25 protein-coding genes are annotated in these 24,955 nt (G+C 72.7%); 4 read left to right on the top strand and 21 right to left on the bottom strand.

Annotated elements, in window-relative coordinates; all coding sequences use genetic code 11:
* Window positions 1-71: 71 nt before the first annotated feature.
* Together SD460_RS23500 and SD460_RS23495 are read left to right on the top strand one after the other, a co-directional pair.
* Window positions 72-515, top strand: coding sequence for a MarR family winged helix-turn-helix transcriptional regulator (locus SD460_RS23500; protein ID WP_318306740.1), 444 nt, complete (start codon window positions 72-74; stop codon window positions 513-515).
* Window positions 516-784: 269 nt separating this feature from the next.
* Window positions 785-1,216: a hypothetical protein gene (locus tag SD460_RS23495; RefSeq protein WP_290055836.1), complete on the top strand. Its 432-nt coding sequence runs from the start codon at window positions 785-787 to the stop codon at window positions 1,214-1,216.
* A 73-nt stretch (window positions 1,217-1,289) separates the two neighbouring features.
* Here SD460_RS23495 and SD460_RS23490 read toward each other — a convergent pair whose 3' ends face one another.
* The 7 genes from SD460_RS23490 to SD460_RS23460 all read right to left on the bottom strand — a co-directional run bounded on the left by SD460_RS23490 (window position 1,290) and on the right by SD460_RS23460 (window position 7,057).
* A complete protein-coding gene (locus SD460_RS23490; protein ID WP_438860852.1) occupies window positions 1,290-1,907 on the bottom strand; it encodes a DUF4360 domain-containing protein in 618 nt (205 codons plus the stop codon).
* A 192-nt stretch (window positions 1,908-2,099) separates the two neighbouring features.
* Window positions 2,100-2,963, bottom strand: coding sequence for a spermidine synthase (locus tag SD460_RS23485; RefSeq protein ID WP_290055838.1), 864 nt, complete (start codon window positions 2,961-2,963; stop codon window positions 2,100-2,102).
* Window positions 2,963-3,322, bottom strand: a complete 360-nt coding sequence (gene speD, locus SD460_RS23480) for an adenosylmethionine decarboxylase (protein WP_290055839.1) — start codon at window positions 3,320-3,322, stop codon at window positions 2,963-2,965. Before speD ends, SD460_RS23485 begins: the two co-directional genes overlap by 1 nt.
* Window positions 3,315-4,457 (bottom strand): type III PLP-dependent enzyme, encoded by a 1,143-nt coding sequence (locus SD460_RS23475; protein WP_318306739.1) that lies wholly within the window; start codon window positions 4,455-4,457, stop codon window positions 3,315-3,317. Before SD460_RS23475 ends, speD begins: the two co-directional genes overlap by 8 nt.
* A gap of 84 nt (window positions 4,458-4,541) precedes the next feature.
* Window positions 4,542-4,847, bottom strand: a complete 306-nt coding sequence (locus SD460_RS23470; RefSeq protein WP_290055841.1) for a DUF1883 domain-containing protein — start codon at window positions 4,845-4,847, stop codon at window positions 4,542-4,544.
* 101 nt (window positions 4,848-4,948) lie between these two features.
* The gene (locus SD460_RS23465; RefSeq protein WP_318306738.1) at window positions 4,949-6,385 is read right to left on the bottom strand and encodes a hypothetical protein; all 1,437 of its coding nucleotides are present in this window, start codon (window positions 6,383-6,385) and stop codon (window positions 4,949-4,951) included.
* A gap of 195 nt (window positions 6,386-6,580) precedes the next feature.
* Entirely contained in the window at window positions 6,581-7,057 is a 477-nt protein-coding gene (locus SD460_RS23460; RefSeq protein ID WP_290055843.1) for a MarR family winged helix-turn-helix transcriptional regulator, read from the bottom strand.
* 39 nt (window positions 7,058-7,096) lie between these two features.
* Between SD460_RS23460 and SD460_RS23455 the strand changes: the two genes are divergently transcribed.
* A complete protein-coding gene (locus SD460_RS23455; protein ID WP_318306737.1) occupies window positions 7,097-8,542 on the top strand; it encodes a phenylacetate--CoA ligase family protein in 1,446 nt (481 codons plus the stop codon).
* Here SD460_RS23455 and SD460_RS23450 read toward each other — a convergent pair.
* From SD460_RS23450 to SD460_RS23440, 3 genes are all read right to left on the bottom strand, one after another.
* Window positions 8,539-11,106, bottom strand: coding sequence for a tetratricopeptide repeat protein (locus tag SD460_RS23450; protein ID WP_318306736.1), 2,568 nt, complete (start codon window positions 11,104-11,106; stop codon window positions 8,539-8,541). The two genes, SD460_RS23455 and SD460_RS23450, sit on opposite strands and share 4 nt — an antisense overlap.
* A 46-nt stretch (window positions 11,107-11,152) precedes the next feature.
* Window positions 11,153-11,359, bottom strand: coding sequence for a DUF4326 domain-containing protein (locus SD460_RS23445; RefSeq protein WP_290055846.1), 207 nt, complete (start codon window positions 11,357-11,359; stop codon window positions 11,153-11,155).
* 64 nt (window positions 11,360-11,423) lie between these two features.
* Window positions 11,424-12,323, bottom strand: coding sequence for an aminoglycoside phosphotransferase family protein (locus tag SD460_RS23440; protein ID WP_290055847.1), 900 nt, complete (start codon window positions 12,321-12,323; stop codon window positions 11,424-11,426).
* Window positions 12,324-12,559: 236 nt separating this feature from the next.
* Here SD460_RS23440 and SD460_RS23435 point away from each other — a divergent pair, with 236 nt between their 5' ends.
* On the top strand, window positions 12,560-12,943 hold the full coding sequence (locus tag SD460_RS23435; RefSeq protein ID WP_290055848.1) for an STAS domain-containing protein: 384 nt from the start codon (window positions 12,560-12,562) through the stop codon (window positions 12,941-12,943).
* A gap of 3 nt (window positions 12,944-12,946) precedes the next feature.
* Here SD460_RS23435 and SD460_RS23430 read toward each other — a convergent pair whose 3' ends face one another.
* The 11 genes from SD460_RS23430 to SD460_RS23380 form a co-directional block, all read right to left on the bottom strand.
* Window positions 12,947-13,327: a response regulator gene (locus SD460_RS23430; protein ID WP_290055849.1), complete on the bottom strand. Its 381-nt coding sequence runs from the start codon at window positions 13,325-13,327 to the stop codon at window positions 12,947-12,949.
* On the bottom strand, window positions 13,324-14,745 hold the full coding sequence (locus tag SD460_RS23425) for a PAS domain-containing sensor histidine kinase (protein WP_290055850.1): 1,422 nt from the start codon (window positions 14,743-14,745) through the stop codon (window positions 13,324-13,326). Before SD460_RS23425 ends, SD460_RS23430 begins: the two co-directional genes overlap by 4 nt.
* A gap of 221 nt (window positions 14,746-14,966) precedes the next feature.
* Window positions 14,967-15,611: a response regulator transcription factor gene (locus tag SD460_RS23420; protein WP_290055851.1), complete on the bottom strand. Its 645-nt coding sequence runs from the start codon at window positions 15,609-15,611 to the stop codon at window positions 14,967-14,969.
* A 57-nt stretch (window positions 15,612-15,668) separates the two neighbouring features.
* Window positions 15,669-16,130 (bottom strand): DUF6292 family protein, encoded by a 462-nt coding sequence (locus SD460_RS23415; RefSeq protein WP_290055852.1) that lies wholly within the window; start codon window positions 16,128-16,130, stop codon window positions 15,669-15,671.
* Between the two features lie 54 nt (window positions 16,131-16,184).
* Entirely contained in the window at window positions 16,185-16,892 is a 708-nt protein-coding gene (locus SD460_RS23410; protein WP_290055853.1) for an RraA family protein, read from the bottom strand.
* 9 nt (window positions 16,893-16,901) lie between these two features.
* Window positions 16,902-17,219: a divalent-cation tolerance protein CutA gene (cutA, locus tag SD460_RS23405; protein WP_290055854.1), complete on the bottom strand. Its 318-nt coding sequence runs from the start codon at window positions 17,217-17,219 to the stop codon at window positions 16,902-16,904.
* A gap of 9 nt (window positions 17,220-17,228) precedes the next feature.
* Window positions 17,229-18,392 carry an MFS transporter gene (locus SD460_RS23400; protein ID WP_290055855.1) on the bottom strand — a complete coding sequence of 388 codons (1,164 nt, stop codon included), beginning with the start codon at window positions 18,390-18,392 and terminating at the stop codon, window positions 17,229-17,231.
* Between the two features lie 359 nt (window positions 18,393-18,751).
* Complete coding sequence (locus tag SD460_RS23395) at window positions 18,752-20,347, bottom strand: Hsp70 family protein (protein WP_318306735.1); 1,596 nt, start codon at window positions 20,345-20,347, stop codon at window positions 18,752-18,754.
* Window position 20,348: 1 nt separating this feature from the next.
* Window positions 20,349-21,629 (bottom strand): hypothetical protein, encoded by a 1,281-nt coding sequence (locus SD460_RS23390; RefSeq protein ID WP_318306734.1) that lies wholly within the window; start codon window positions 21,627-21,629, stop codon window positions 20,349-20,351.
* Window positions 21,626-23,101 (bottom strand): dynamin family protein, encoded by a 1,476-nt coding sequence (locus SD460_RS23385; RefSeq protein WP_318306733.1) that lies wholly within the window; start codon window positions 23,099-23,101, stop codon window positions 21,626-21,628. Before SD460_RS23385 ends, SD460_RS23390 begins: the two co-directional genes overlap by 4 nt.
* On the bottom strand, window positions 23,098-24,936 hold the full coding sequence (locus SD460_RS23380) for a dynamin family protein (RefSeq protein WP_290057950.1): 1,839 nt from the start codon (window positions 24,934-24,936) through the stop codon (window positions 23,098-23,100). The genes SD460_RS23385 and SD460_RS23380 overlap by 4 nt, the downstream gene beginning before the upstream one ends.
* Window positions 24,937-24,955 lie beyond the last annotated feature (19 nt).

Here is a 24,955-nt window from a genome sequence, read left to right as displayed (position 1 = left end):
CGCTAAGGTCCTTTCGAGGGCGAACACGCCCTATTGTTCAGCAGGCTGAACATTTTGCACGACGACCCGGAGTGACGGTGAGCACAGCCCCCGAACCCGACCTGAGCACGTGGCCCACCGGGCGGCTGCTGGCCGTGGCCGCCCGCCTGGTGGAGCAACGCTGGGTGACCGTCCTCGCCGGCCTGGGGCTCACCCACGCGGGACTCATCGCGCTGCACTCCTTGCGCGACGGGCCGCTCTCCCAGCGGACGCTCGCCCAGCACTGCCAGGTGACCGACCAGACGATGAGCCGCACGCTCGACCGCCTCGCGAAGGCGGGTTTCGTGACGCGCACGCCGGACCCGGCGGACGCCCGCCGTCACCTGACGGCGTTGACTCCACCCGGCCGTGCGGTCCTCGACCGGGCGGTGCGCGCCGAGCGCGAAGATCCCGGCCTGCTCGGCGGGCTCGGCGACGACGACGCGTTTCGCGCCCGGCTGCTGACGCTGATCGCCGGCCTGTCGGCGGGCGATTGAGACCGCGCCGGTCTGGGTAGCTTTTCTGGCATGTGGATCGCGGTGAGCACCCCAGTGGCCGTCCTGATCGCTACCGTCCTGATGGAGCGGTTCGAACGACGATGTGAGCTGAGGCCGTCCGCCGAGACCGAACCCGCCCCCGTCGCGCGGTAGCTCATCGCATGTGATCCACGTCTCACTCTCCTCCAGTGAGAACCCCGCGCCTTCCTCCCGGCGACTGACTGATCGGATCCGGCGGACCGAGACCGGGTTCCAGGGAGGAGAACACCATGCGCGGCAACCCGAAAACCACCCGCACCGTGCTCGGCCTGGCCCTCGCGGCCGGCTTGGTCACGGCGGCGAGCATCGGGATGGCCGGTGGCGCGACAGCGCAGCCGGGCGACACGGAGGGGACGATGACGAACGCGAACCAGCCCCCGAAGGGGGCGCGGGCCACCGTACAGGTGAGCCCCAACCCGACCACCCAGCGCGGCCAAGAGGTGACGATCACCGGGAACTGCAGCGGCGGCACCGGCCTGAAGTCCGTGCTCGGCGGCTTCCCGGAGCGGCCGGCACTGGAGAACATCCGGATCCTGTCGGCCGGCCCGGACCACTTCGTCGCCAAGGCGAACCTGGTCCAGACCATCGGCAACGGGGTCGGCCCGGTCTTCGTGGACTGCGGCGGCGAAGCGGGTGTGACGTTGCTGGTCACCCACGTCTGAGCGGCCCGGATGACGTGAATGACTCATTCCTGTCGTCCGGCGACAGGAATAAGTCATTCACGGCATCGCGGATTCAGCAGGTCTTCCACGCGAAGTGGTAAATCGTGTCCACGCTCGCGTGTTCCGAATCCATTTCGATGAAAGTCGTGCCGGCCGCACTACCCGCGTCGGCCCGCAGTTCCGCGTTGATGTTCAGGTTCCGGCTCTCGCCGCACGGGGCGAACACCAGCTCCGCGACTTCGGTCACGTCCGAGGCCCGCCACACGCCGTGGAACGGGCCGGGGAAGGTGTGGCGGACCCGCGCGGTCGGCGACGTTCCGGCGAAGTAGTAGTTGGCCTGCTCGAGCGCGCTCGCACCGCTCTCGATGTGCGCGTAGCCGCGGTACTCGGCCTCGGCGATCGCGTACGTGAATCCTTGCGGTACATGGACGAGCACGTTGATCTGGCAGTTCTTCCGGGCGTCGAGCGCCGGCGCGCCACCACCGGCCTTGGCGGTGAAGTTCGTGTAGCGCACCGTGAAGGACGTGTTGTCGGACGCGACGTCGGCGGACGCCGTGGCCGTGCCGGCCGGGCAGCCCGAGCCGTTGATGGTCTTGATGTCGAGCGTGATCTTTTCGGTCGGAGCCGAGGTGGCCGGGGAATCGACGGGGGCGGCGAGAGCGGACAGAATCATTCCGGCGACGATCGGCATAACGAGCATGACGCTCCTCCAAACGGGGCCACGGTGCCTGGTGGTCATGATGATCGCGCGCGGAGCAGATCGTAGCGCGATCGCAACCTTTCCGACGGCCACTGAACGGAGTAACACGACAGCGAAGAGTACGGGAAATCCATTTCCCGCAATTTCACGTTCGCCGGGGTGGGATATTCGGATAATCGAAGGTCAAGACTGGTCCGGACCACTGCCGTGCCGCAGCGAATACGGCGGGGTGGCGCCGCCGAGCAGCGCCTCGGCGTCCAGGGCCGAAGCCCTGCTCCCCCGCTCCGCGAACCGCCGCGCCACCAGCGCGGCCGGGTCGTCGACGTGGTCCACGCGGCCGGACAGGAACGCCCACTCGTGTTCGTCGGACCCGAAGTACAGCACCGTGCCGAACACTTCGCGGAACCGGCGCCACGACGTCCGCAGCGTTTCGTTGCGCCACAGCGTCGGGCAGCCCGCCTGGCAGCTCACGACCCCGCCCGGCGCCAGCACCCGCACGCAGCGGGCGAGGAAGTCCTTGCCGTACAGGCGGTTGTGCTGCGCGTCCGGGTCTTCGTTCTCGTCCGGCAGGTCGATCACGACGACGTCGTAGGTGTCGCCGCGGGCTTCGGCCGCGGCCAGGAAGGCCCAGCCGTCCTCGAAGGACACCCGGATCGGGCCGTCGCCGCGCGCGAGGTCCGCCGGGGTGTAGCCGTAGGGCAGGTGCTCGGCGCAGGCGCGCACGGCCGCTTCGTCGATGTCGACGTGGTCGACGCGGGCCGCCCCGGCGGCCACCGCCAGCTGCGACGCCACCCCCTCGCTGGACCCGATGACGAGCACCCGGCGCACCCGCTCGGCCAGCAGCAGCGCGGGCACCATCAAGGCCTCGTGGTAGACGAGCTGGCTCGCCTCGGTGCTCTGGCGCTCGCCGTCGCAGAACAGCGAAACCCCCTGGGCGGTCTTGCCGATCAGCACGTGCTGGTACGGCGTGCGCTCGTCGAACACGACGTCACCGACCTCCCACACGCGGGTGAGGCCGGGGCCGACCGGTTCGGTGATCTGGGGCATCAGCGTTCTCCGCGGTGCAGGACGGACAGGTGGACCGAAGCGGCGTCGAGCGACTTCGCCAGCAGCCGCAGCGCGTGCTCGGGATCGGCGCGCTCGCCGCAGGTGAACACGTCCGCGAACAGCGAGCCGTGCTCGGGGTAGGTGTGCACGGACGCGTGCGACTCCGCCAGCAGCGCGATCACGGTGGCGCCCTGCGGCGCGAACCGCTTGGCCACGACGTCGACGACGGTCGCGCCCGCCTCGGTCACGGCGGCCCGCAGCAGCTCCCCCAGCCGCACGGGGTCGTCGAGCAGGCCCGGGTCGACGCCGTGCAGCTCGGCCAGGACGTGCCGCCCGGTGAACCGGCCGACCTCAGGCATCCCCCCACCTCCCGAGGCAGTACGTGCGCAGCGGCTCGATCCCGTTGAAGCCCACCGACGCGTAACTGGCGGTGTAGGCCCCGGTGCCCGGCACGTCGAGCCGGTCGCCGGTCCGCAGGCCCAGCGGCAGCTCGTACGGCGTCCGCTGGTAGAGCACGTCGTCACCGTCGCACGTCGGCCCGGCGAGCACCGCCGGGCCGCTCGGCCCGCCGGCCGCGTCCACCGGCTCGAACCGGTAGGCGATCGCCTCGTTCTCGGCCTCGGCGAGGCCGTTGTAGCGGCCGATGTCGAGGTACACCCAGCGCCGTTCGCCCCGGTGCGCGACGAGCACGACCTCGGTCCGCAGCAGGCCCGCGTCCGCGACGAGCACCCGGCCCGGTTCCAGCAGCAGCTCGGGCCGTTCCCCCGGGAAGTGCGCGTCGAGGGCGTTCGCGATCGCCTGCGCGTACGCGGCCAGCGAGGGGACGGCGCTCCGGTGCGCGGTCGCGAAGCCGCCACCGAGGTTCAGCCGCGTCATCGCGACCCCCTGCGCGCCGGCTTCGGCGAACAGCTTCGCCGCCGTGGCGATCCCGATCTCCCAGGCGGCGACGTCCGGCTGCTGCGAGCCCACGTGGAAGGCGATGCCGGGCCGCAGCTCGAGCGCGGCGGCGCGCAGCACCAGGTCCAGCGCCTCGGCCGGCTCGCAGCCGAACTTGCGGCCGAACGGCGTCACCGAGTCCGGCGCGTCGAGCACGACCCGGATCGACACGGCCGAGCCGGGCGCGTACCGGCCCAGGTGGTCGACGTCGTCCGGAGTGTCCGAAGTGAACTCCCGGACCCCGAGCTCGAAGGCGTCCGCGATGTCCCGCGGCTTCTTGATCGGGTTGCCGTAGGCGACGTCGGCCGGCGCGGCGCCGCGCGCGAGGCACAGCGCCAGTTCGGCGGGCCCGGCCACGTCGAAGCCGATGCCGGCCGCCACCAGTGCGTCGAGCACCGGCGGCGCCGGGTTGGCCTTGACGGCGTACCGGATCAGCGCGCCGGGGAAGGCCGCGCGCACGTCCCGCGCCCGGGCGGCGACGACGTCGGTGTCGACGACCAGGCACGGCGTCGGCGGGTTCTGCTCGTCGAGGAACCGGCGAAGGGGGTCGGCACGCACGCCGCCAGTGTCGCAAACGGAGTGCGGCGAACCCCCGGCGGTCGCCGTCCCTCCGCGACCCGGAGGCCGCGGAGGGACGTGGGGTCACCGCCGACCGGTGCGTCCCCTCGCCGTCGCGGCCGGTTCCGGTTCGACGCTCACCCGGGGGCGCAGGGGCAGGTTTTCCAGCCCCTCGACGTCGAGCACCAGGAACCAGTGCGCGTTGGCGGGGATGTGGATCTTGAACATCGGTGCGGTGGCCACCCCGCCGTGCATCCGGTAGTACTGCCGGCGCCGGTATGCCTGGAAGTTGACCTCCGTCAGGAGCCTGACGTTGGCCATCGCGTCCAGGCGGACGGTGACCACCGCGTCTCTTCGCACTTTCCCGAGGTCGAACACGTTCGCTTCCATTGCGTCCCTCTTCCACGCTGGGTTGGTTCGGTTCGAGTTCTGGTCGCGGGCAGCGCGGAACGCGCCGCGGAGCACACGACGAAGGGAAGATCGGGACGCGTCTAACCGGGGCCGGTGCCCGGTTCGTCGGGCCGGAAGAGCGGCCGGAAGTCCTGCGAGAGTGACGCGGCGGCCCGCAGGTCGCGGCGTCCGTGGTCCGGGGTCAGGAACGCGGGCGGAATGCTGCTGCCGGAGCCACCGGCGAGATCGGACGGCGCAGGCGGGGCCGGGGTCGCGGGTGCCGGCGGGGCCTTGGCCGGTGCGCGGCGGGCTTGGTGTGGTTTGTGTGCCGTGCGCTGGACGTCCACTCGGGACGGACGGGCGGGATCCGTCTTTGTAGCTCGCGCGGGTGACGGTCGGAGGGCTTTCCCCTCCGGCAGCACGCTTTTCGCCTGCGGCTTGGCTGCGTTGGTGACGAACTCGACTCCCTTGGCGGCGCTGTGCCGCGGCTCGACGGTACGCGCGACGGGCTCGGGGGTGTCGACGATCGGCTTCGCCGCCGCCCCCACGACATCGGTCACCGGCGTGAGGACGGTGCCGGCGGTCTTGGCGACGGGCGCCAGCACGGGCTCGACGGCACGCACGATCGGCCGCACCACGGCGGTCAGCGGCGCCACGACCGGGCCGACGGGCCGCACCACCGCAGCGGCGGCGCTGGTGATCGGCTTCGCGACTGTCACGATCGGCTCGAGGACAGGGGTGAGGGCGGCACCAGCCGTCTTGGTCACCGGCTCGATGACTCGCACCACGGAGTTCACGACGGGCCCACCGATCGCGGCGGCAGGCGCCACCACGGCGGCGGCGGTTTTGGTGACCGGCACGGCCGAACGCACGACCTGCGCTGCGGTCCCCACCACCGGGGCAACCGGCGCCACCACAGCGGCGGCCACCTTCGCCACCGGCACGGCCGAACGCACGCCGCCCGCCACCGGCCCGCCCACTGGTGCAACGGTCTTGGCAACCGGCCCCACTACAGCGGCGGCGGCGTTGGTCACCGGCTCGGCCGAACGCACAACCTGCGCTGCGGTCCCCACCACCGGGGCAACCGGTCCCACCACGGCAGCAGCCGCCTTGGCCACCGGCACGGCCGAACGCACGCCCCCCGCCACCGGCCCGCCGATCGCCGCACCCGGCGCCACCACAGCGGCGGCCACGCTGGCCACGGGCCCGGCCGAACGCATGACCTGCGCTGCGGGCCCGACCACTGGTGCAACGGTCTTGGCAACCGGCCCCACCACAGCGGCGGCCACGGTGGTCGCCGGCCTGGCCGAGCGCACAGCCTGCGCCTCCGGTCCCACCGAGCGCGCACCCGCGGCAACCGGCGGCACCACAGGCCCGACCCCGTGCACAACCTGCGCGCCGGGATCACCCGCCGTGGCCGCATCCGCGTCGCCGGAAGTCAGCCACAGGGTCAGCCACATGCCCGCTGCCGCGCCGGCCACCAGCAGTAGCCGGCGCGCGGTGACCGCGGTGCCGGCCACGTCGCGAGCCCGGGTCACGTCGGCGAACCTCCAAGTTCACAGTGCGAGGACTGGGACGTACCCTCCAACGTCCGGCACCACACCCGTGCTACGCGCCGCCTGCCGCTTCCACTCGTCCGGGCTAATCCGCGGGTATCAGCAAGCCTGAGTAAAGACTCCAGTCGGCCGACACTGATCGACCAGTCGCCACAAGAAGCGTGCGTCCGCCAGAAGTCAGGATTCCTGAGAGCGTCGCAGCTCCGACAGCGCTCCCAGCGCCGTCACCCCGTGCTGGAGACCTTCGCGGAACGTCGCGCGCTGGCCGGGGCTGAGGTCGGCCAGCAGGGCGTGCTCCACCTCCGCCACCGCCGGGGCGCAGCCGGCCAGCACGGCCTGGCCGGCGTCCGTCAGGCCGGCCAGCAGCACGCGCTTGTTGCCCGCCTTGGGGGTCCGCGCGATCAGCCCGCGGTTCTCCAGCGCCAGCACCATCTCGTGCATCGTCTGCGGCCGCAGGAACGACCGCCGGGCCAGCTGGGCCGAGGACAGCGGGCCGCTGGCCTGCAGCACCGTCAGCGCCGTGTACTGCAGCGTCGTGAGCCCGAGCGGGCGCAGCGCGTCGTCGAGCAGCGCCCTGATCACCAGCTCGAGCCGTTTGACCAGGTAAAGGGTCAACGGCGCGCCGGCGGCGTGCGGCTCCGCGGAGGTGCTCACGCGCCCATCATGACACGCGGTGGCCGCTATGCTCCGGTCATGGACCTCGGCCGGCAGACCCGCGTGCGGCAGGCGTTCGGCACCTTCTTCGCTCCCCCGGAACCCGCCTCCGCGCCGCACGTCCTCGACCTCTTCCGCCGCACCGCGGAAACCGTGCCCGCGTACCGGAAGTTCCTCGGCGAACACGGGATCGACGCGAAAGACGTCACGACGATGGCCGACTTCGAGTCGCTGCCGCTCGTCGACAAGGCCGGCTACCACCGGAAGTACCCGCTGCCCGAGCTGTGCCGCGGCGGCACCTTCGACGAGCTCGACATGATCGCCGTCTCCTCCGGCTCCAGCGGCCACCCGACCATCTGGCCGCGGGCGCTCGAAGACGAGCTGCACGTCGCCCGCCGCTTCGAACAGGTGCTGGTGAACGCGTTCGAAGCCGACCGCAAACGGACGCTCGCCGTCGTCTGCTTCCCGCTCGGGACCTGGGTCGGCGGCCTCTTCACGACGGCCTGCGTGCGGCACCTCGCCGCCAAGGGCTGCCCGATCACCGTCGTCGCGCCCGGCAACAACAAGGCCGAGATCCTGCGCGTGCTCCCCGAACTCGCGCCGCACTTCGAGCAGGTCGTGCTGCTGGGCTACCCGCCGTTCGTCAAGGACGTCGTCGACACCGGACTGGCCGAGGGCGTCGACTGGCCCGCCTACGCCATCAAGCTCGTCCTCGCCGGCGAGGTCTTCAGCGAGCAGTGGCGCGACCTCGTCGCCCGGCGGGCCGGCGTCGCCGATCCGGTCCGCCACATCGCGTCGCTCTACGGGACGGCGGACGCGGGCGTGCTCGGCACCGAAACCCCGGTGTCCGTGGGCATCCGCCGGTTCTTCGCCGGCCGCCCGGACCTCGCGCGCGAGGTCTTCGGCGACGCCCGGCTCCCCACCCTCGTGCAGTACGACCCGGCGAGCCGCTTCTTCGAGGTGCACGACGGCACGCTCGTCTTCACCGCGGACGGCGGGATCCCGCTGATCCGCTACCACATCGCCGACGACGGCGGCGTCCTGCCGCACGCCGAGCTGCTCGCCTATTGCGCCCGCCACGGGTTCACGCCGCCGCCCGGGCCGGAGCTGCCGTTCGTGTACGTGTTCGGCCGGTCGCTGTTCACGGTGTCGTTCTTCGGCGCGAACGTCTACCCGGAGAACGTCACGGTCGGCCTGGAGCAGCCCGGCATCAGCGACACCGTCACCGGCAAGTTCGTCATCGAGGCGCACGAAGACGCCGACCGCGACCGGCGGCTGCGCATCACCGTCGAGACGGCGCCGGGCGCGAGCGCCGACGCCGGCCGGATCGCGGAGTCCGTGCGCGCGCAGCTGGTGCGGCTCAACAGCGAGTTCGCGCACTACGTCCCGGCGGAGCGGCAGCTGCCCGACGTCGTCCTGCGCCCGGCGGGCGACCCCGAGTACTTCCCGGTCGGGGTGAAGCACCGCTACACGCGCCCGTCCTAGGTCCGGGCGAGTTTCCGGAACCGTTCGCGCCGCTCGCCGGCGGACGAGCCGTCGGCGATGTCGTCCTCGAACCACGAGCACAACGCCGCCCACAGCTGGGCGCGTGCCGCGTAGTCGTCCTCCGCGACCAGGGTGTGCTCGAGCTCCGCGATGTCGGCGACCAGCTGGTCGAGCCGCTGGTCGCACAGCCGCACGTACTCGCGGACGACGACGTTCGGGTCGAGGCCCGTCTTCCCGTGCCGTCCCGCCGCGCCGCGCAGCTGGGCGTGCAGGTCTTCCTCGCGGTAGAGCGGGAACCCGGAGATCGACCCCGGGTAGCCGGATTCGGCCGACCACTCGCGGAACGCGCAGATCGCCTGGTAGCGCGTGTACCAGTCCTGCTTGCCGGTGGCCAACGCGGACAGCTTGCGCCAGGCGTCGCGGTCGGCGGCGCGCCAGCGGTCGACGGTCCGACTGTCCGGCGACGGCTCGACGGGCCGGGTCCGCCAGAAGTGCGCGCGGCAGCCGGCGATCTCGGCGACGAGCTGCCGCACGTAGCTGACCTGTTCCCACACGTGGGCCCGTTGCGGCCGCAGCGGCGCCGCGCGGTCCGGGGAGAAGGTGACCATCTCGAAGACGCGGAACAGCTCGTGCCCGCGCAGCGCGGCGAGGTCGGGGTCCTCGCCCATCACCCACGAGCGGCGCTCCGGGAGCCGGCCGCTGTGGCTGATCGTCGCCGCGTGGTAGAGCTCGCGGACCGCGCGGCGGGCCACATCGTCGCGCGCTTCGCCGCTCAGGCGGGGATTGCGGGCGCGGTCGCGCAGATCGCGTTCGCCGCGCGGACCGACTTCGAGCATCGCGACCGCGTACACGCTCGCCGCGTTGTAGCACTCCTCCCACGAACTGCGCGGTCCGGCGGCTTCGACGGTCTCGTCGAGCGCCCGCGGGTCCGGCGGCCAGTGCCGGTCCGGGCAGACGTCGGCCAGCCGCACGCGGCTGCCGGGGTAGGCGGGCTGCGGTTCGGGGACGGCGCCGGTGACCGGCTCGACGTCCGCCATCGCCCGCCGCAGCACCGCCCAGACCAGCGACAGGTCGAGCGCGCGGTTGGTCAGCTGCCGCCAGCTGCTGCGCCAGCGCCTGCCGAACCGGCGGTAGTCCTCGACGAGCCGTTCGATCTCGTACTGCGACAGCGCGCAGAAGTAGGAGCGCATCTCCGCGGCGCGCTGGTTGTACTCGGCCAGCTGCTCCGGCGTCGCTTCCTGGACGACGAGTTCCGGCACCGGCACGCGGAGCACGCGCCGGTGCAGCTCCAGCCGTTTCGCGCGCGGGACCGCGTGCCGCTGCGTCCGGACGTCGAGGTCGACGTAGCGGCGGAAGCGCAGCTCGATGGCGGCCCGCAGTTCGGCGCGGCGCTGCGCCCGCGCGTCGCCCGGGGCGCCCGCGGTGGTGCGCCGCACCCACCAGGACCCGGCCACCGAATCGCCGTGGCCGAGCACGAGCGCGTGGCGGTAGCGGGCGATCAGCAGGGCGACGTCGCGCCAGCGCGTGTCGCCGCGGGGCTGCTGCGCGAAATCGGGGCCGATCCACCACCGGGCGAGGGTGGGGTGGCCGCGGCTGCAGAGGGTGATCACGTCGTCGTAGGTGGCGAGCGCGTCGAGGTGGAGGTCGAGCTGCTCCTGGAGGGCGGCGATCTCGAGTCTGATGTAGACGTTGGCCGGGTCGAGGCTGAGCGCCCGGTAGTACTCGGCGAGGGCTTCGTCGTAGCGGCGGTAGGTGATGAAGTGGTTGGCGCGCTGGTAGGCGTCGAAGAGTTCGTAGGGGATCTTCGCGTCGCGCCAGGCGGCCCAGTGGATGTTCGTGCGGACGTACGCGCTGCGCGGGATGACCAGCGCCGCCACCGCGTTCGCCGCGCGGTGCAGCACGCGCGCCCAGTTCTCGTCTTCGATGACGAGCGGGCCGGCGGCGAAGCGCGGGACGCGCACGAGCTCCAGGATGAGCTGGTAGCGGCCGCTCGTGTTGCCCGGCCGGATGGTGCCGCTGACGGTGAACGCGGCGGGCGGCTGCGCGAGCCGGATCAGCTTGGTGGCGGCCTTCCACCAGCCGTCGGCGGAATCGCCGGCGTGCTCGACGATCTGGATGAAGTCGTACGAGCTGCCGACGCCGGGGACCGGGGTGGGTGTGTAGAGGCGGGAGTCGTTGAGGAACCGCTTGAAGGTGGCGGTCAGTTCGACGGCGGAGTCGATCTCGCGGTCGTGGCTGCCTTCGGGCCGTTCGTCGGCGAAGAGCCGGATGTCGATCTGGTTGGCCCGGTAGGCGGCGGCTTCGAGGCGTGCTTTGCCGACGAAGTACAGCGTCAGGACGACCGAGACGAGCACGACCGAGGTCTGCAGGACGGTCCACGTGATGACGCTCGCGACCTTCGGATCCCGGACGAAGGTCCAGTTCTGGAAGAACGGCAGGTACGGCACGACGGCGAACCCGGCGGCGACGAGCCCCGCCGCCCCGGCCGCCAGCCACCACCGGATCCGGTGCGTCCCGGGCAGTTCGGCTTCGTCGAAGCCCCCGTGTCGCCGCGCGGACACCATCGATCACCCCCTCGTGTCAGGTTACTCGCGGAGGGGGTGCGTTTCGTTACCGCCCGTGATCTGCAAGTTCGGCGATGACCTGGGCGTGACAGGCTTCGGGATCGCACCAGCACCCGAGACGGCGGCCGCGGAGCGCAGGCAGCAGGGCGAGCACATCCGGCCGCGACAGCAGGTGTTCGCGGTACTTGGCGACGACCGCCTCGCGCGAGCCGTCCGGGCGCGTCGGGCCCGCCGAACGTCTTGAATGAGTCATTCAGGTCGTCGGAAGTCCTGAATGACTCATTCAAGACGTTCCCGCGCGGGTCCGGCGGCGTGGCCTACCGGTGGTCCGCCACCAGCTCGTCCAGCCGGCGGCGGGCCCGCGCCCGGTGCGGGCCGGTCAGCTCCGCGCGGGAAGGCAGCACCGCCGTCAGTCCCCAGCCGCGGCCGCGGGTCCACGTGTCGTCGTCGATGTCCAGCTCCGCGCGGAACGCCCGGCGCTCCGCCGAGGACAGCACCGACCACGCCACGATCAGGTCGCACGCCGGGTCGCCGACCGCCAGGGTGCCGAAGTCGAGCACCGCGCTGATCCGGCCTTCGCGGGCGAGCAGGTTGCCCGGGGCCGGGTCGCCGTGGATCCACACCGGCGGGCCGGGCCACGGCGGGGCCGCGCGGGCCGCTTCCCAGACCGATGCCACCGCGTCGAGGTCGATCACCCCGGCCAGCGCCTCGATCCGCGGGGCGAGGCGGGCCGGGGCGATCGCCGAATCGCGCTCGTCCGTCATGGCCACGCCGCGGAAGCCGTTGCTCCACTGCGGCGGCGGGCCGCCGGTGGCGTCGATCCGCCGCAGCGCCGCGAAGAACTCCGCCAGGCCGGACGCGTCCACGGCGTCCGGGGCCACCGCGGTCCCGGGCAGCCAGCGCAGGACCGACCACGGGAACGGGTACCCCTCGCCCGGTTCCCCCGCCGCCACCGGGACCGGGATCGGCAGCGGCAGGTGCGGCGCCAGCTTCGGCAGCCACTCCTGTTCCCGCCCGACCTGCCCGGCCCAGCGCGCGTACCGCGGCAGCCGCACCGACAGGTCCGGGCCCAGGCGGTACGTCGCGTTGTCCACCCCCTGCGACGGCGCCGGCTCGACCGGGAGGCCCGCCCAGTGCGGGAACTGCGTGTCGACCAGGCGCCGGACGACCGGCACCGTGATGGTCGCTTCGGCGGACGACAGGTCACCCGTGACCAAGGCACTCCCCCACGTCGGCGTTGAGTCGCGGCTCATCACACCGGGTGACGGCCGCGGTGTCCACCGGTTTACGCCCGATGGTCGGCCTAGTGCAGATGCACTATGCTGACGGCTCACGGTTGAACCGTCAGCCGCCGCCGGACGTTCCCACGTCGCGGGCAGGCAGGCTGCCTCCCGCGGCATCCGTCCCGAACGTCCGGTTCGCTCCCCGCTGCCCGAGGAAAGGGTGTGCCGCGATGGTTCCCGAACCGCGCTCGGCCGACCACGAGCTCGCCGGCCTGCTGACCGCCGGCGGCCACATGTCCCTGCGTGTGTGCCACCCCGGCCCGCACACCGTGCTGGTCGAAGTGTCCGGCGAAGTCGACCTCGACACCGCCCGCGGACTGGACGCCGTCCTCCAGACCCGCATCCGCCGACCGCTCGAGGAGGTCGTCGTCGACCTCTCCGGCGTCACGTTCTTCTCCGTCGCCGGGCTGAACTCGCTGCTGCGGGCTCAACTGCTCGCCGACTCGACCGGCGCGCACCTGAGCGTGGCGCCCGGGCGGTCGCGTTCGGTGCGGCGGCTGTTCAAGCTGCTCCCGGCGGACTTCGACAGCGTCGCGGCGAACGTCCGGCCGTGACCACTACCGGGCGGGCTGACCGCCCAGCCGCCGGACGGCTTCGACGATCGCCGTGTTGGGTGCGCCCTTCACCAGGTACTCGGTGACGCCGGCCGCCGCGAGCCCGGCGACCGACGCCCGGTCGGCGTAGGCGGAGAAGGCCAGGATCGCGGTGCCCGGGCTGCACCGGGCGATCTCCCGCGCCGCCCGCGCGCCGCCACCACCGGGCATCCGGACGTCGAGGACGGCGACCGCGGGCCGGTGCCGCTCGGCCAGCCGGATGGCCTCGTCGGCGTCGCCGGCCACCGCCACCACGGCGATGTCCGGCTCCTCCTCGAGCACTTCCTTCAGGACTTCGCGGATCATCACGTCGTCGTCGGAGATCAGCACGCTCAGCTCGGTCATGGTTCGAGTCCCGTCACGTCGGGCAGGTTCGGCAGCCAGAACTCCACGGTCGTGCCCACGCCGGGCGTGCTCGTCACGGAGAGCCAGCCGTGCGCCGCTTCGGCCCGTTCGTGCATCTCGACCAGCCCGAAGTGATCCGTCCCGGCTTCGTCGCCGGCGATGCCGACGCCGTCGTCGGAGACCCGCACCAGGGTCCCGTTGTCCATTGTGGACAAAAGAACGTCGACCCGCGTGGCCCGCGCGTGCTTGTGGACGTTGCTGAGCGCTTCCTGGCAGATCCGGTAGACCGTGGTCGCCGCCTCCGGGGACGGCTCGGTGGTGAGCTCGTCGCGCACCGAGTGCGCCAGTTCCCATTGGCCCGCGACGTCGTCGACGTAAGCGGAAACCGCTTCCACGAGACCGTGGTGGTCCAGCGCGGGCGGCCGCAGCCGGGACACCAGGCCGCGCAGCCGCGCGATGGCGGCCCGCACCGACTCGTCGAGCCCCTCGACGGCGGCCGCTTCCGGTTCCGGCAGCCGGGAAGCGAGCAGCTGCAGGCGCATGCCGACGGCGACCATGGACTGGATGGACTCGTCGTGGACGTCCCAGGCGATCCGGCGCCGCTCCACCTCCTGGGCCTCCACGAGGTGCCCGACCAGCCGGCCGCGGTCCCGCAGGGCCCGCTCGGCGTTGCGGCGCTCGGTCATGTCGCGGGTGACCTTGCCGAAGCCCTGCAGCCGGCCCCGGTCGTCGTACAGCGCCGTGATGACGACGTTCGCCCAGAACCGGGTGCCGTCCTTCCGGACCCGCCACCCTTCGTCCTCCAGCCGCCCCTCCGCGGCCGCGACTTCCAGTTCCCAGGCCGGTTTCCCGGCGGCCACGTCTTCGGCGGGGTAGAAGACCGAAAAGTGCTGCCCGATGATCTCCTCCGCCGAGTAACCCTTGATCCGCTCCGCACCCGCGTTCCAGCTCGAAATCCGGCCCGCCGGGTCCAGCACGAAAATCGCGTAGTCGACCACGCTCTGCACCAGCAGGCGGAACCGTTCTTCGCTTTCCCGCAGCGCGACTTCGGCCGCCCGGCGGTCCGTCACGTCGCGGGTGACCTTCCCGAAACCCTTCAAGAGACCCCGATCGTCGTACAGCGCCGTGATCACCACGTTCGCCCAGAACCGGGTGCCGTCCTTGCGCACCCGCCACCCCTCGTCCTCCAGCCGCCCCTCCGCGGCCGCCACCTCCAGCTCCCAGGCCGGTTTCCCGGCCGCGACGTCCTCCGGCGGGTAGAACACCGAAAAGTGCTGCCCGATGATCTCCTCCGCCGGGTAACCCTTGATCCGCTCCGCACCGGCGTTCCAGCTCGAAATCCGCCCCTGCCGGTCCAACATGAAGATCGCGTAGTCGAGCACCCCCTGCACCAGGAGGCGGAACCGGTCGTCGTCCATCCGGCAACTGTGCCGGATCGCCGCCCGCCCGGCACGGCGTGCGCCCGGCCGCTCACCCCGCGACCCGGGCCGAAATCGCAGGCAGCGCACGGCGGACCGCTTCCCAGCGACCGTGCCTTGCGGTCCCCCACGCGGAGGAGAGATGTCCACGGCGCCCAGCCTCGTCGAGCTCACGGGGCCGCACGAGATGCAACCGCCCGGCTACGGCTGGTGCAGCTGCATCAGCTGATCAGGCCCTCCCGGCGGGCCACGGCGACGGCTTCGAGCTTCGAGCGCGCGCCGAGCTTTTCCAGCACGCGCTGCACGTGGTTGCGGGTGGTGTTGCGTGACACGCCGAGCCGCAGGGCGATCTCGTCGGTGGTCGCGCCTTCGCCGAGCAGGTCGAGGGTTTCGCGCTCGCGCGCGGTCAGCGCCGTTCCGACCGCGGGAACGCGGCCGGTGAGCCGGTCGAAGACGCCGGGCAGCAGTTCCGGCTCGAAGACCACGCCGCCGGCGGCCACGTCCCGGACGGCGGACTCCAGCGCGCCCAGCCGCGACGACTTCAACAGCAGGCCCGCGCCACCGGCCTGCGCCACCTGCGCGGCGATCGCCGGGGTCGCGTCGCCGGTCAGCACCAGCACGCGGGCGCCGCCGGCCGCGAGGTCGGCGATGACGCCCAGCGCGTCGCCGTCGGACAGCCGCCGGTCCAGCAGGACGACGTCCGGGCGGTGCTCGCGCGCGTCCGCGACGGCTTCCGCCCGGGAGCGGGCGCGGCCGACCACGGTGATCCCGTCGGCGCGGTCGAGGGCCTGCTGCAACGCCTCCGCCACCATGTCGTGGTCCTCCACGACGAGGACGCGGACGGGGTCGGGCTCATCGGCGGTCACGGGCTTCCTTCGGGGGAACGGGGAGCGGTCCGCTCATCCTAGGTGCCCGTCCGGTGATCACCAGGCGCCGGAGCTCGGCCGCAGCAGGCCTTCCGGGCCGGTGACCGGCAGCCGGTCGACCAGGTCCTCGTGGTGTCCCGCCCGCCGGAACACCGGTGGCGGGCAGGCGCCGGCGGACGCGGTGACCCGCAGCGCGTCGACGAACCCGGCGACCGCGCCCGGGGGCGGCACGACTTCGGCGCCCCCGAGGTAGCCGAGCACCTTCGCCGCGCCACCGCTCGCCGGTTCGACCACCGCCGACCAGCCGTGCACCTCGTCCCAGATCAGGGCCAGGTCGTGTGCGGGCCGGTCCGGGAGCGTGCGGTCGAGCGCCACGTACCCGGAGCTGGGCACGTCGAGGTCGAGCGAACACGACTCGAACCCGACGCCGACCGCGCGGGCGACCCGGGCCAGGTAGGCCCGCAGCCCCCGGGCGAAGTGGTATTCGATGTCCAGGCCGAAGCCGATGAGCGCATTCATGTCCCGCCTCCCGGCGCGGTATACCCCGCCGGGTGAACGATCACACTTCCGTGGTCATTCTTCGATGGCCCCGCCGACGGCCCGCAGGTACGCGCGGAAGGTCAGGCCGGGATCCGCTTCCCGGGCGGTGAGGAAGTCGGCGAAGCGCACCTGCTCCCGCAGCGGCTCGCCGGCCCGGATCCGGTCGGCCTGACGGCGTTCGGTGTCGCGGATCGCCTCGGCGAGCGCGAACAGCTCCCCGGCGCGGGCGAGCGGGACGAAGAGGACACCGTCGTCGTCGCCGAGCACGAGGTCCGACGGCCCGACCCGCCAGGAGCCGACGATCGCTTCGGCGAGGCCGCCGTCGACGCGGGGGCCGAGGGTGAGCGGGCCGGTCGGGAGGGACCCGAGGCTGAACACGGGGAGCCCGATGGCCCGGATGTCCGCGGTGTCGCGGTGCAGGCCCCAGATCAGCACGCCGGAAAGCCCGGCGGCGCGCGCCTCGAGCACGACGAGGTCGCCGACGCAGGCTTCGTCGAGACGTCCGCCGTTGTCGACGACCAGCACCCCGCCCTCGGCCGCGGTTTCGAACGCTTCCAGGAAGACGTCGACGCTGCCGACGTGCCGGGCCGGGACCGCCGGGCCGAACAGCCGTCCCCCGGGTACCACCGCGCGCGTCGGCGCCGGGGCGCACCGCACGGGGAGGCCGGCGCGGATGCACGCGTCGGCGACGTGGGCGGTGGTCAGCGTCGCGAAGCGCTGTCTGAGTCCTTCGAGCTCCATTCCCTGACCTTAGTCAGTTTCGGCGCTCACCCAGGCGAGGTAGTCGGCGCTGCCGCCGACGATCGGCGTGGCCACGACCTCGGGGAGGTCGTAGCTGTGCAGCTGTCTCAGGCGTGCGGTCAGTGCCGGTACGCGGCCGGTGGTCGTCTTGATCTCGACCCGCCACTCCTGGTCGGCCTGGACCGCGCCGTCCCAGCGGTAGACGCTGGTGATCGGGCCGACCACCTGGGCGCAGGCCCCCAGCCGTTCCGCCACCGCCTGGGTGGCCAGCTCCCGCGCTGCGGCTTCCGAGTCCGTCGTGGACGTCACGATCACGTGCTCCGCCATGCCGAGAGGCTACCGGCGCAGGTGGTGCATCGCGGCAGCGCCGAGCGCGGGCCCCACGGCGAGCACGGGCACGGCGGCCCGCCAGCCGACGGCGTCGGCCAGGAGCGGCAGCAGCTGGATCGTGGTGGCGCTGAGCAGGAAGCCGAACGCCGTCATGGCGGTGAGCGCGGTGCCGACGTACCGCGGATCGGCGGCCTCGGCGAGCGCGGCGGAGAACTGCCCGGAGTCGGCGATCACGGCCACGCCCCAGACCAGCAGCACGGGCAGCAGCAGGAAAGTGCCGGAGACGGCGGAGGACAGCACGGCGCAGCCCCCGCTGACGAGCATGGCCGTCATCGCGACGACGGCCCGGCCGCAGCGGTCCGAGAGCGCGCCGCCGAGCAGGCACCCGGCCGCGCCGCAGATCCCGATGACGGCGAAGGCGGTCACTCCGCCCGCTCCGGTTTCGGTTCCGGTTTCGGCGAGGTAGGCGGGCAGCCAGGCCCAGAGGGCGTAGAGCTCCCACATGTGCCCGAAGTAGCCGAGGCACACGAGCCGCTGCCGCCGGTCGGCCACCATCCGCAGTACGTACCGCGGCTGCCACGGCGGCGAAGGCACCCGATCCGGCCCTTCGCGGACGAAGAGCGCCGACACGGCGGCCCCGATCGTGGCGAGGACGGCGGCGCAGAGCAGGACGGCTTGCCAGTCCAGTGGCGCCAGGAGGCTGGGCAGGGCCGAGCCGAGCGTCAGGGCCGCGAGCAGGGTGCCCAGCGCGATCCCGCGTTTGCGGGGGAACCACGACACGACGACCTTCATCCCGACCGGGTAGACGCCGGCGAGCGCGAAGCCGGTGGCGAACCGGAGCGGGACGACGAACGCTTGCCCGCACCACGGCAGGACGGCGGTGACGACCGCGGCGAGCAGCGCACCGGCGGCAATGAGCGTCCGCGGGCGGATCCGGTCGGCGAGGGTGAAGGCGGCCGAAACGACGGCACCACAGGCGAACCCGACCTGCACGGCGACGGTCAGGAGGATGCCGTACTCGCGCGAAAGCCCCCATTCGGCGCGCAGGGCGGGAACGACGGCGGAGGCGGAGAACCAGACGCTCATGGCCCCCACCTGCACGACGGCGAGCAACGCAAGCTGCCGGGCGGCGGTGGTGGGCCGCACCGGGGCGGAGCGGAGGAAGATCACCGACTCTACTTGCGGGTGGCGAACGGCGCTGGTCAACGGCAGGTCGCGCGGCTTCACTCCTTGGGCTGGAAAATCTCTCACATACTGGGCTTGCGGTCGGGCTGGCGGGGTGTCGTGAAGGGGACTTTGCTGGCGTGTGATGGCAGGAAGGTCCCCTTCATGGCGTTGGATTTGGTGAAGGGGACTTTCCGGGCGTTGGGGTGGGCCGCTGGGGTTTGCTCGCCGGCCCGGGCCGCTGGCGGCGAGCCGCCGGTGGGGCCGGGCGGGAGCCACGCCACCGCCAGTCGCCCAACCGGTCAGGTCGCCGGGCCGGGCCACAGGAGCCGGGTGCGTGGGCGGCCGGAGCCGGATCGCTCAGATCAGGTGGTCGGGGTCGTGGTTGTCGTCGGCGTGGTGGTCGTCGTCGGCGTGGTCGTCTTCGTCGGGGTCGTCGTCTTCGGTGGCGTCTTGCGTCGCGTGGTGACCGGCGCGTTCGTGTGCGGGGGCACCACCGTCGCGTGTGTTGTCTGCGGTGTCTCCGGTGGCGGCAGCGTCACCAATTCCGGTGTCTCGCTCGCCGAACTCGTCGCCGGTGGGGTGTTGCCCGAGGGGCCGCCGCCGGAGCTGCTCACCGCTACCGCCACGCCGCCGATCGCCACCACCGCCACCGCGCACAAGCCCACCACCACGCCGCGCCGGGACGCTCGGCGGCCTGGGGTGTCCGACTTCGGGCGGCCCAGGGACGGCGGCGGGGCGCCCGCGCCGAACTCGGGCGCCGCCATCGCGCGCGTCTCCTCGCGGGGCGCCGGCCCGCGGGACACCGGCACGCGCGTCTCCTCCCGCGGCGACGGCACCAGCGGCAAGGGCACCGGCGGCGGGGTCATCGGCCGCGCCTCCGTCGCCTGCACCAAGCCCGACCGGCCCGAAGCCAGCGCCGCCGCTCCCAGTGCGACGCCGTACTTCGGGTGGATGTCGACCGCCGTCGGGCGGCCCAGCTCGGCCGAGACCAGCTGGGACACCAGGGGGATCCGGGACGAGCCGCCGACCAGCAGCACCGCTCCCAGGTCGGCCGGGCGGAGGTTGGCCGACCTCAGCGCGCGGTGCAGTGAACCCAGCGTCGCCGTGATCGAAGGGCGGATCATCTCCTCGAATTCGCCACGCGTCAGCCGCACCTCGGTCTGGACCGAGGGCAGCAGGACCGGGACGGCCACCTCCGTGTCCGCCGACAAAGCTTCCTTCGCCAGCACGCATTCCTGGCGCAGCCGGACGACCGCCGCCACCGCGCCCGGGTCGTCGGGGTCGATCTGCGACAGCTTGCCGTCCAGCATCCGGTCGACGTGCCCGAACACGGCCTCGTCGAAGTCGACCCCGCCCAGGCCCTCGATGCCCTCCGGCGTGCCGAGGATCTCGAAGCCGCCGTTGCGCTTGCGCAGCACGGTCGCGTCGAACGTGCCGCCGCCGAGGTCGTACACCGCGACGACGGCACCCTCGTCGAGCCGCTCCTGCGCCGCGTAGTGCGCGGCCGCGGCTTCGGGCTCGGTGATCAGGCCGACGCGGTCGATCCCGGTCAGCTTCGGCACCTGTTCGAACAGCTCCCGCTTGTACGGCCCCCAGTTCGCCGGGTGGGTCAGCGTGATCCGGTCCGGACGCCCGCCCTGCTGCCCGGCGACCGTCCGGACCACGTACCCGAGCAGGTGGGCCATCAGCGACGCCACCGAGTGCGGCGCGCCGCCGAGCAGCACCGGCGTCGGGTCGCCCAGGCGCCGCTTGAACTCCCGCGTGACGCGGTCCGGCTCGACGGTCGCGCGCCGGCTCGCCGCGTCCCCGACCAGCACGCTGCCGTCGGGCCGCAGCAGCACCACCGACGGGATGGCCGCCGTGCGGTCGCCGAGCGACACCATTTCGACGTGGCCGGCCCGGTCGACGGCGGCGGCCGTGAAGGTCGTGCCGAGGTCGATGCCCAGTCCGTAGCCCATGTCAGCCTCCGCCGTCAGCGTGCGCGTGGTCGAGAATCGGGTGGTCTTCGGGAACCGGCTCCGGTTCCGCCAGGTGGTCTTCGTGCGGCTCGTGCCGCTGCGGTGGCGGGTCGCCCGGCACGTGGTCCGACGCCGGCCCGGGGCCTGGCTCGTGGTCGCGCGGCGGCTCGAACGGGTGCTCCTCCGGGGACGGCTGGGTCCCGTTGTCGTGCCGCGGCGGCTCGAACGGGTGCTCCCCCGGCGGCGGCTCGCTCCCGGTGACCTCACCGGCGTCGTGCCGCGGCGGCTCGAACGGATGCGGGCGGCTTCCGGTGACCTCGCCGGCGTCGTGGTGCGCCGGCTCGCGTTCGGTGGCGAAGCTGTGCCGCGGCACCGGGTGCTCGGCCAGCGACGCCGACGCCGCCAGCGTCGTCGTCTCGACGGCCACCGGCGCGGCGTCCACTGTGGACGGCGTGCGGGTGAACGTGACGACCGCCGGTGGCGGTGCCCCGGGCAGCGCCGGCGCGGGGGCGGTGACCTGCGCAGTCACCGTGGCCCCGCGGCCCTTGTCGGCGATCACCTCGGTCTGGTGGATGGCCGGCCCGGCCGGCTCGCCGAACGGGTCGTCGGCCTTCGCCTGCTCGTCCACGGTCACCGCGACGTCGATCCCGGGCGGCCCGGTCTCGGCCTCGTCGAGCAGGACCGTCTCCTCCTGGAAGATCTCGATGTCGCCGTGCCCCGGCGCGTCCGGGGTGAGCTCGTAGGTCAGCGAACCCTGGTGCTCCACGGTGATCGTGCCGTCCGGGTTCTCGTGGATGACGATGTCGGCGTCCTGCACGATGTCGATGTCGGTGTCGCCGGGTGTCCCGTCGCCGGGCACGACGATGTGCTGGTGGTCGGTGTAGACCTCGTCGTGGCCGTTGGTGTGCACCACGAACCGCTCGGTCGCGTCGATGATGAAGTTGCCGAACTCGTCTTCGCGGACCTCGATCTGCTCGAACTCCTCGACGGTGGGCAGGTCCTTCAGCGGCAGGCCGTCGACGGTCTCGGGGTGCCACACGGTGCCGGTCTGCGCCGCCACCGAACCGTCCTCGCCGCGGGTGACCGTGCTGGTCTCGACTTCGGGGACGTACTCGTGCTCGGGCACGTCGTGCGCGGTCTCCGCGGCGACGGGCTCCGGCTGTGGCGGGGGCGGGGGCGGGGTCGCGCCCGGCGTGAGCGCGTTGCCCACCAGTTCCGACGCGACGGCGCCGGCGGCCGCCGTGACGGCCTTCCTGATCTTGCCCTTCGGCTGGTCGGTCACGACAGGACCTCCGCCCTGGCTTCGCTGAGCAGGATGCCTTCGCACGTGCGGACCAACACGCGCGCCGCGTCGCGGACGTCGCGCGGGGACGCGGGGTGCTCGGCGCGCCGCTGCCACCTCAGCAGCTGCGCGCCGAGCGCCTGCCGGATCGCGCCGCGGCCCGCGCCCCCCGGCAGGCCCAGCCGGCTCGGCACGTCCACCCCGGTCGCGCCGAGCAGCCGTTCCGCGTCGCGGGCCTCGTCGGTGGTGAACAGCACGACGCCGAGCCGGATCGAGTCGATCAGCTGGATCTCCGCGAACTCGTGCGCCCCGGCGACGATCCGCTCCCACTCGTGCAGCAGCCCGCCGGTGCGATCCGGGTAGGAGCGCAGCACCAGTTCCACCGCCTCCAGCGCCGAGCGGGCCTTGAGCACGTCGGCCCGCGCGGCGAACTGCGTCGTCAGCAGCGACCGGAGGCGGTGCAGGCCGCTGCGGGCCAGCAGCTCGCCCGACAACGCCCGCGCGCCCGTCACCAGCTCGCCGCGGACCAGCTCGGCCGCCAGCCGCACGCCGAAAAGGCCGTAGCGGGCGAGCAGTTCGGCCCGTTCGGCCGCCGGGACGTCCACATCGGACTCACCGGCGGCGAACCGGTCGGCCGACGTCAGCAGCCTTGCCACTTCGCTCTCCGGCGCGGCCGCGAGCCGCCGGAACGCGCGGAATTCCGATTCCTTGAGCGACGCCGCGGAACTGGCCAGCAGCCCGGCCACCGGCACCACGGTCTGGCAGAGCCCGCGGACCCGCGGATCGCGGGCGTAGCGGGTGGCGATCTTCGCCGCCGAATCGAGCGCGTCGACCCGGGCGTGCCCGACCTCGTCGGCCTTCGCCAGCACGCCGATCGTGTTCACCGGGCGCCGCTGCGCCGGGTCGTCGTGGAAGGCGTCGAGGAAGCGGACGTCGTCGCCGTGCACGTGCCGCATCAGGTACACCACGGCGTCCGCGGTGCTCACGCCGTCGCCCTCGGGGACCAGCGCCGCTTCCGTGCGGCCGGAGACCTCCGCCCGCGCCGACCCCAGCCCGGGCGTGTCGATCAGCGTCAGCACGCGCAGGGCGGGCGACGGCCAGTCGACGACGAGCCGGTCGACGTCGTCGGGCGCCATGCCGAGTTCGAGGCCGAGGGTGCCCGACAGCCTGCCGAAGGGCAGCTGCCGCGGGATGCCGCGGACGGGGTGCAGCATGATCCGGTAGGTCGGGCCGTTGCGGTACCAGGTGACGACCCGGGTGCACTCCCCCGCGTCGGTCGCCGCGAGCTCCTGGCCGACGAGGGCGTTGAGCAGCGTGGACTTCCCGGCCTTGACGCGGCCGGCGATCGCGACGCGCAGCGGCTCGGCGAGCCGGCCGGCGATCTGCCGCAGCTGCGGCTCGGCGGGCGTGCCCGCGTAACCGGCGCACGCGCGGGCGACGAACCCGCGGACCTGGACGTAGAGCGGGATCATCCGGTCACCGCCAGTGACTTGGGCGCGCTGCGGACGGTGAGCTCGTCGGCGCGCCGGCCGAGCACCTCGAGGGCTTCGATGTCGGCTTCGAGCCGCTTGAGCTCGGCCGCCTCGGCGTCGTCGTCGACGACCGCCTTCTTCGCGTTGGCCAGCGCCTCGGTGAGGGACCGCTGGAGTTCTTCGACGCGCGCGCTGTAGGCGTCGCGGAGTTCTCTTTGGACGGTCCGCATCGCGTCGCGGGAGTCCTTCCCGACCTGGAGGTTGAACTCGTCGACGAACCGGCGCACCGCCGTCTTGGCCAGGCCGCGGCGCTTTTCCAGCTGCCGCTTGCGTTCGTCGAGGAACCCGGAGCGGCCCATCAGCAGGCCGGCCGCGACCCCGAACGGCGTGGGGATGGCCAGCGCGGCCATCTTGGTGAGCATGGAGAACATCAGGAACCCGCTGTAGGCCTTCTGGAACGCGGCCATCCCGGTGGCGCCGCGGGTCTTGACGCCGGTGAAGGACGCGTCGATGTCGATCTCCTCGACGACTTTCACCGGCGCCTGGACCTCGCGCGGCAGCACGGCCTGGGACTCGGCGAGCTCGAAGTGGTCGGCGACCCGGCCGGCCAGTCCCCTGGCCTGCTTGACGAACGTCGTGTAGTTCTCGAGGGTCTCGTTCGCCAGGCGCTGCCGCAGCCACTTCTCGAACTCGGCCCAGTTCTTGGCCGGGTCACCGTCCTCGATGGCCTCTTCGGCCTCGTGCAGCACCCCTCGCGAGCGGGCGCGCAGGTCGTAGTCCACATCGGACGAAATGTCGGCGAAGCCGTCGAAGAGCAGCTGCTGCCACTTGGCGGACTGGCTGCGCAGCGCGTCGACGCGGTCGTTGACGCGGCTGAGTTCCGCGACGAGCGCGGCGGACTGTTCGGGGTGCGCGAGCGCGGTCCGGCGGGCGCGCAGGCCGGCGTGCAGCTGCCCGACCGCGGACCCGACGTGCAGGCCGACGGCGTTGAGCGCGGACCGCTCGGCGTCGCCGACCACGCCCTGCAGGCGCTTGACCAGCTGCGGGAAGCCGGACTCGACGTTCATCTCCTGGTCGGCCGACCGGGCCGCGATGGTCCGCAGCTCCGAGGAGACGGCGACGGTGTCGATGACGATGCCGCACGCTTCGAGGTGGCCGGCGTTCAGTTCGAGGATGCGCCGCCACTGCGGGTAGAGGTCGATCTTGGTGAGGACGAAGAAGACACTCGGGCAGAGTTCTTTGACCGTCCGGAGGAACCGCAGTTCGGCGCCGGTGAGTTCCTGGGAAGCGTCCGAGAGGAACAGGACGGCGTGCGCCCGCGGGAGCGAGCTCACGGTGACGGCGTTGTGCAGCGAGCCGAGCCCGCCGACGCCGGGGGTGTCGACCAGCACCAGCCCACCGGACAGCAGCTGGCGGCTGATCGACGCGGTGACCGACTTCAGTTTCCGCAGGTTGCCGGGATTCCCGGCTTCACTGACGTGGTTCGGCAGGTCTTCGAGGGAGATCCGCTCGGTCCACGGCGGCGACGACGGATCGGCCGGCTCGTAGGTCGCCAGAGCCCCGGACTCCGGCGCGTACCGGACAACGGTCGGCACCGCGGTCGCGATGTCGTCGTCGACCGGGCAGATCTTGGCGGTCAGCAGGGCGTTGATGAGCGAACTCTTGCCCTGCTTGAATTCCCCGACGACGTAGACGGTGACGTCCGGTTCGGACAGCAGGCGCCGGGCGTCGGTGAGGCGCTGGACGAGATCGTCCCGCCCGTAGGCCTTCGCCCCCTTGACCGCGAGGTCGAGGGTGTCGAGGGCGACGCGCCCCCCGCCACTCGGCTCCTGCATGACCGCTCCTCGTTCTTTG

The organism is Amycolatopsis solani (assembly GCF_033441515.1).
Taxonomy (GTDB): domain Bacteria; phylum Actinomycetota; class Actinomycetes; order Mycobacteriales; family Pseudonocardiaceae; genus Amycolatopsis; species Amycolatopsis solani.
Note: the sequence above shows the minus strand (reverse complement) of the source record. Positions and strands in the feature narration are given on the sequence as shown.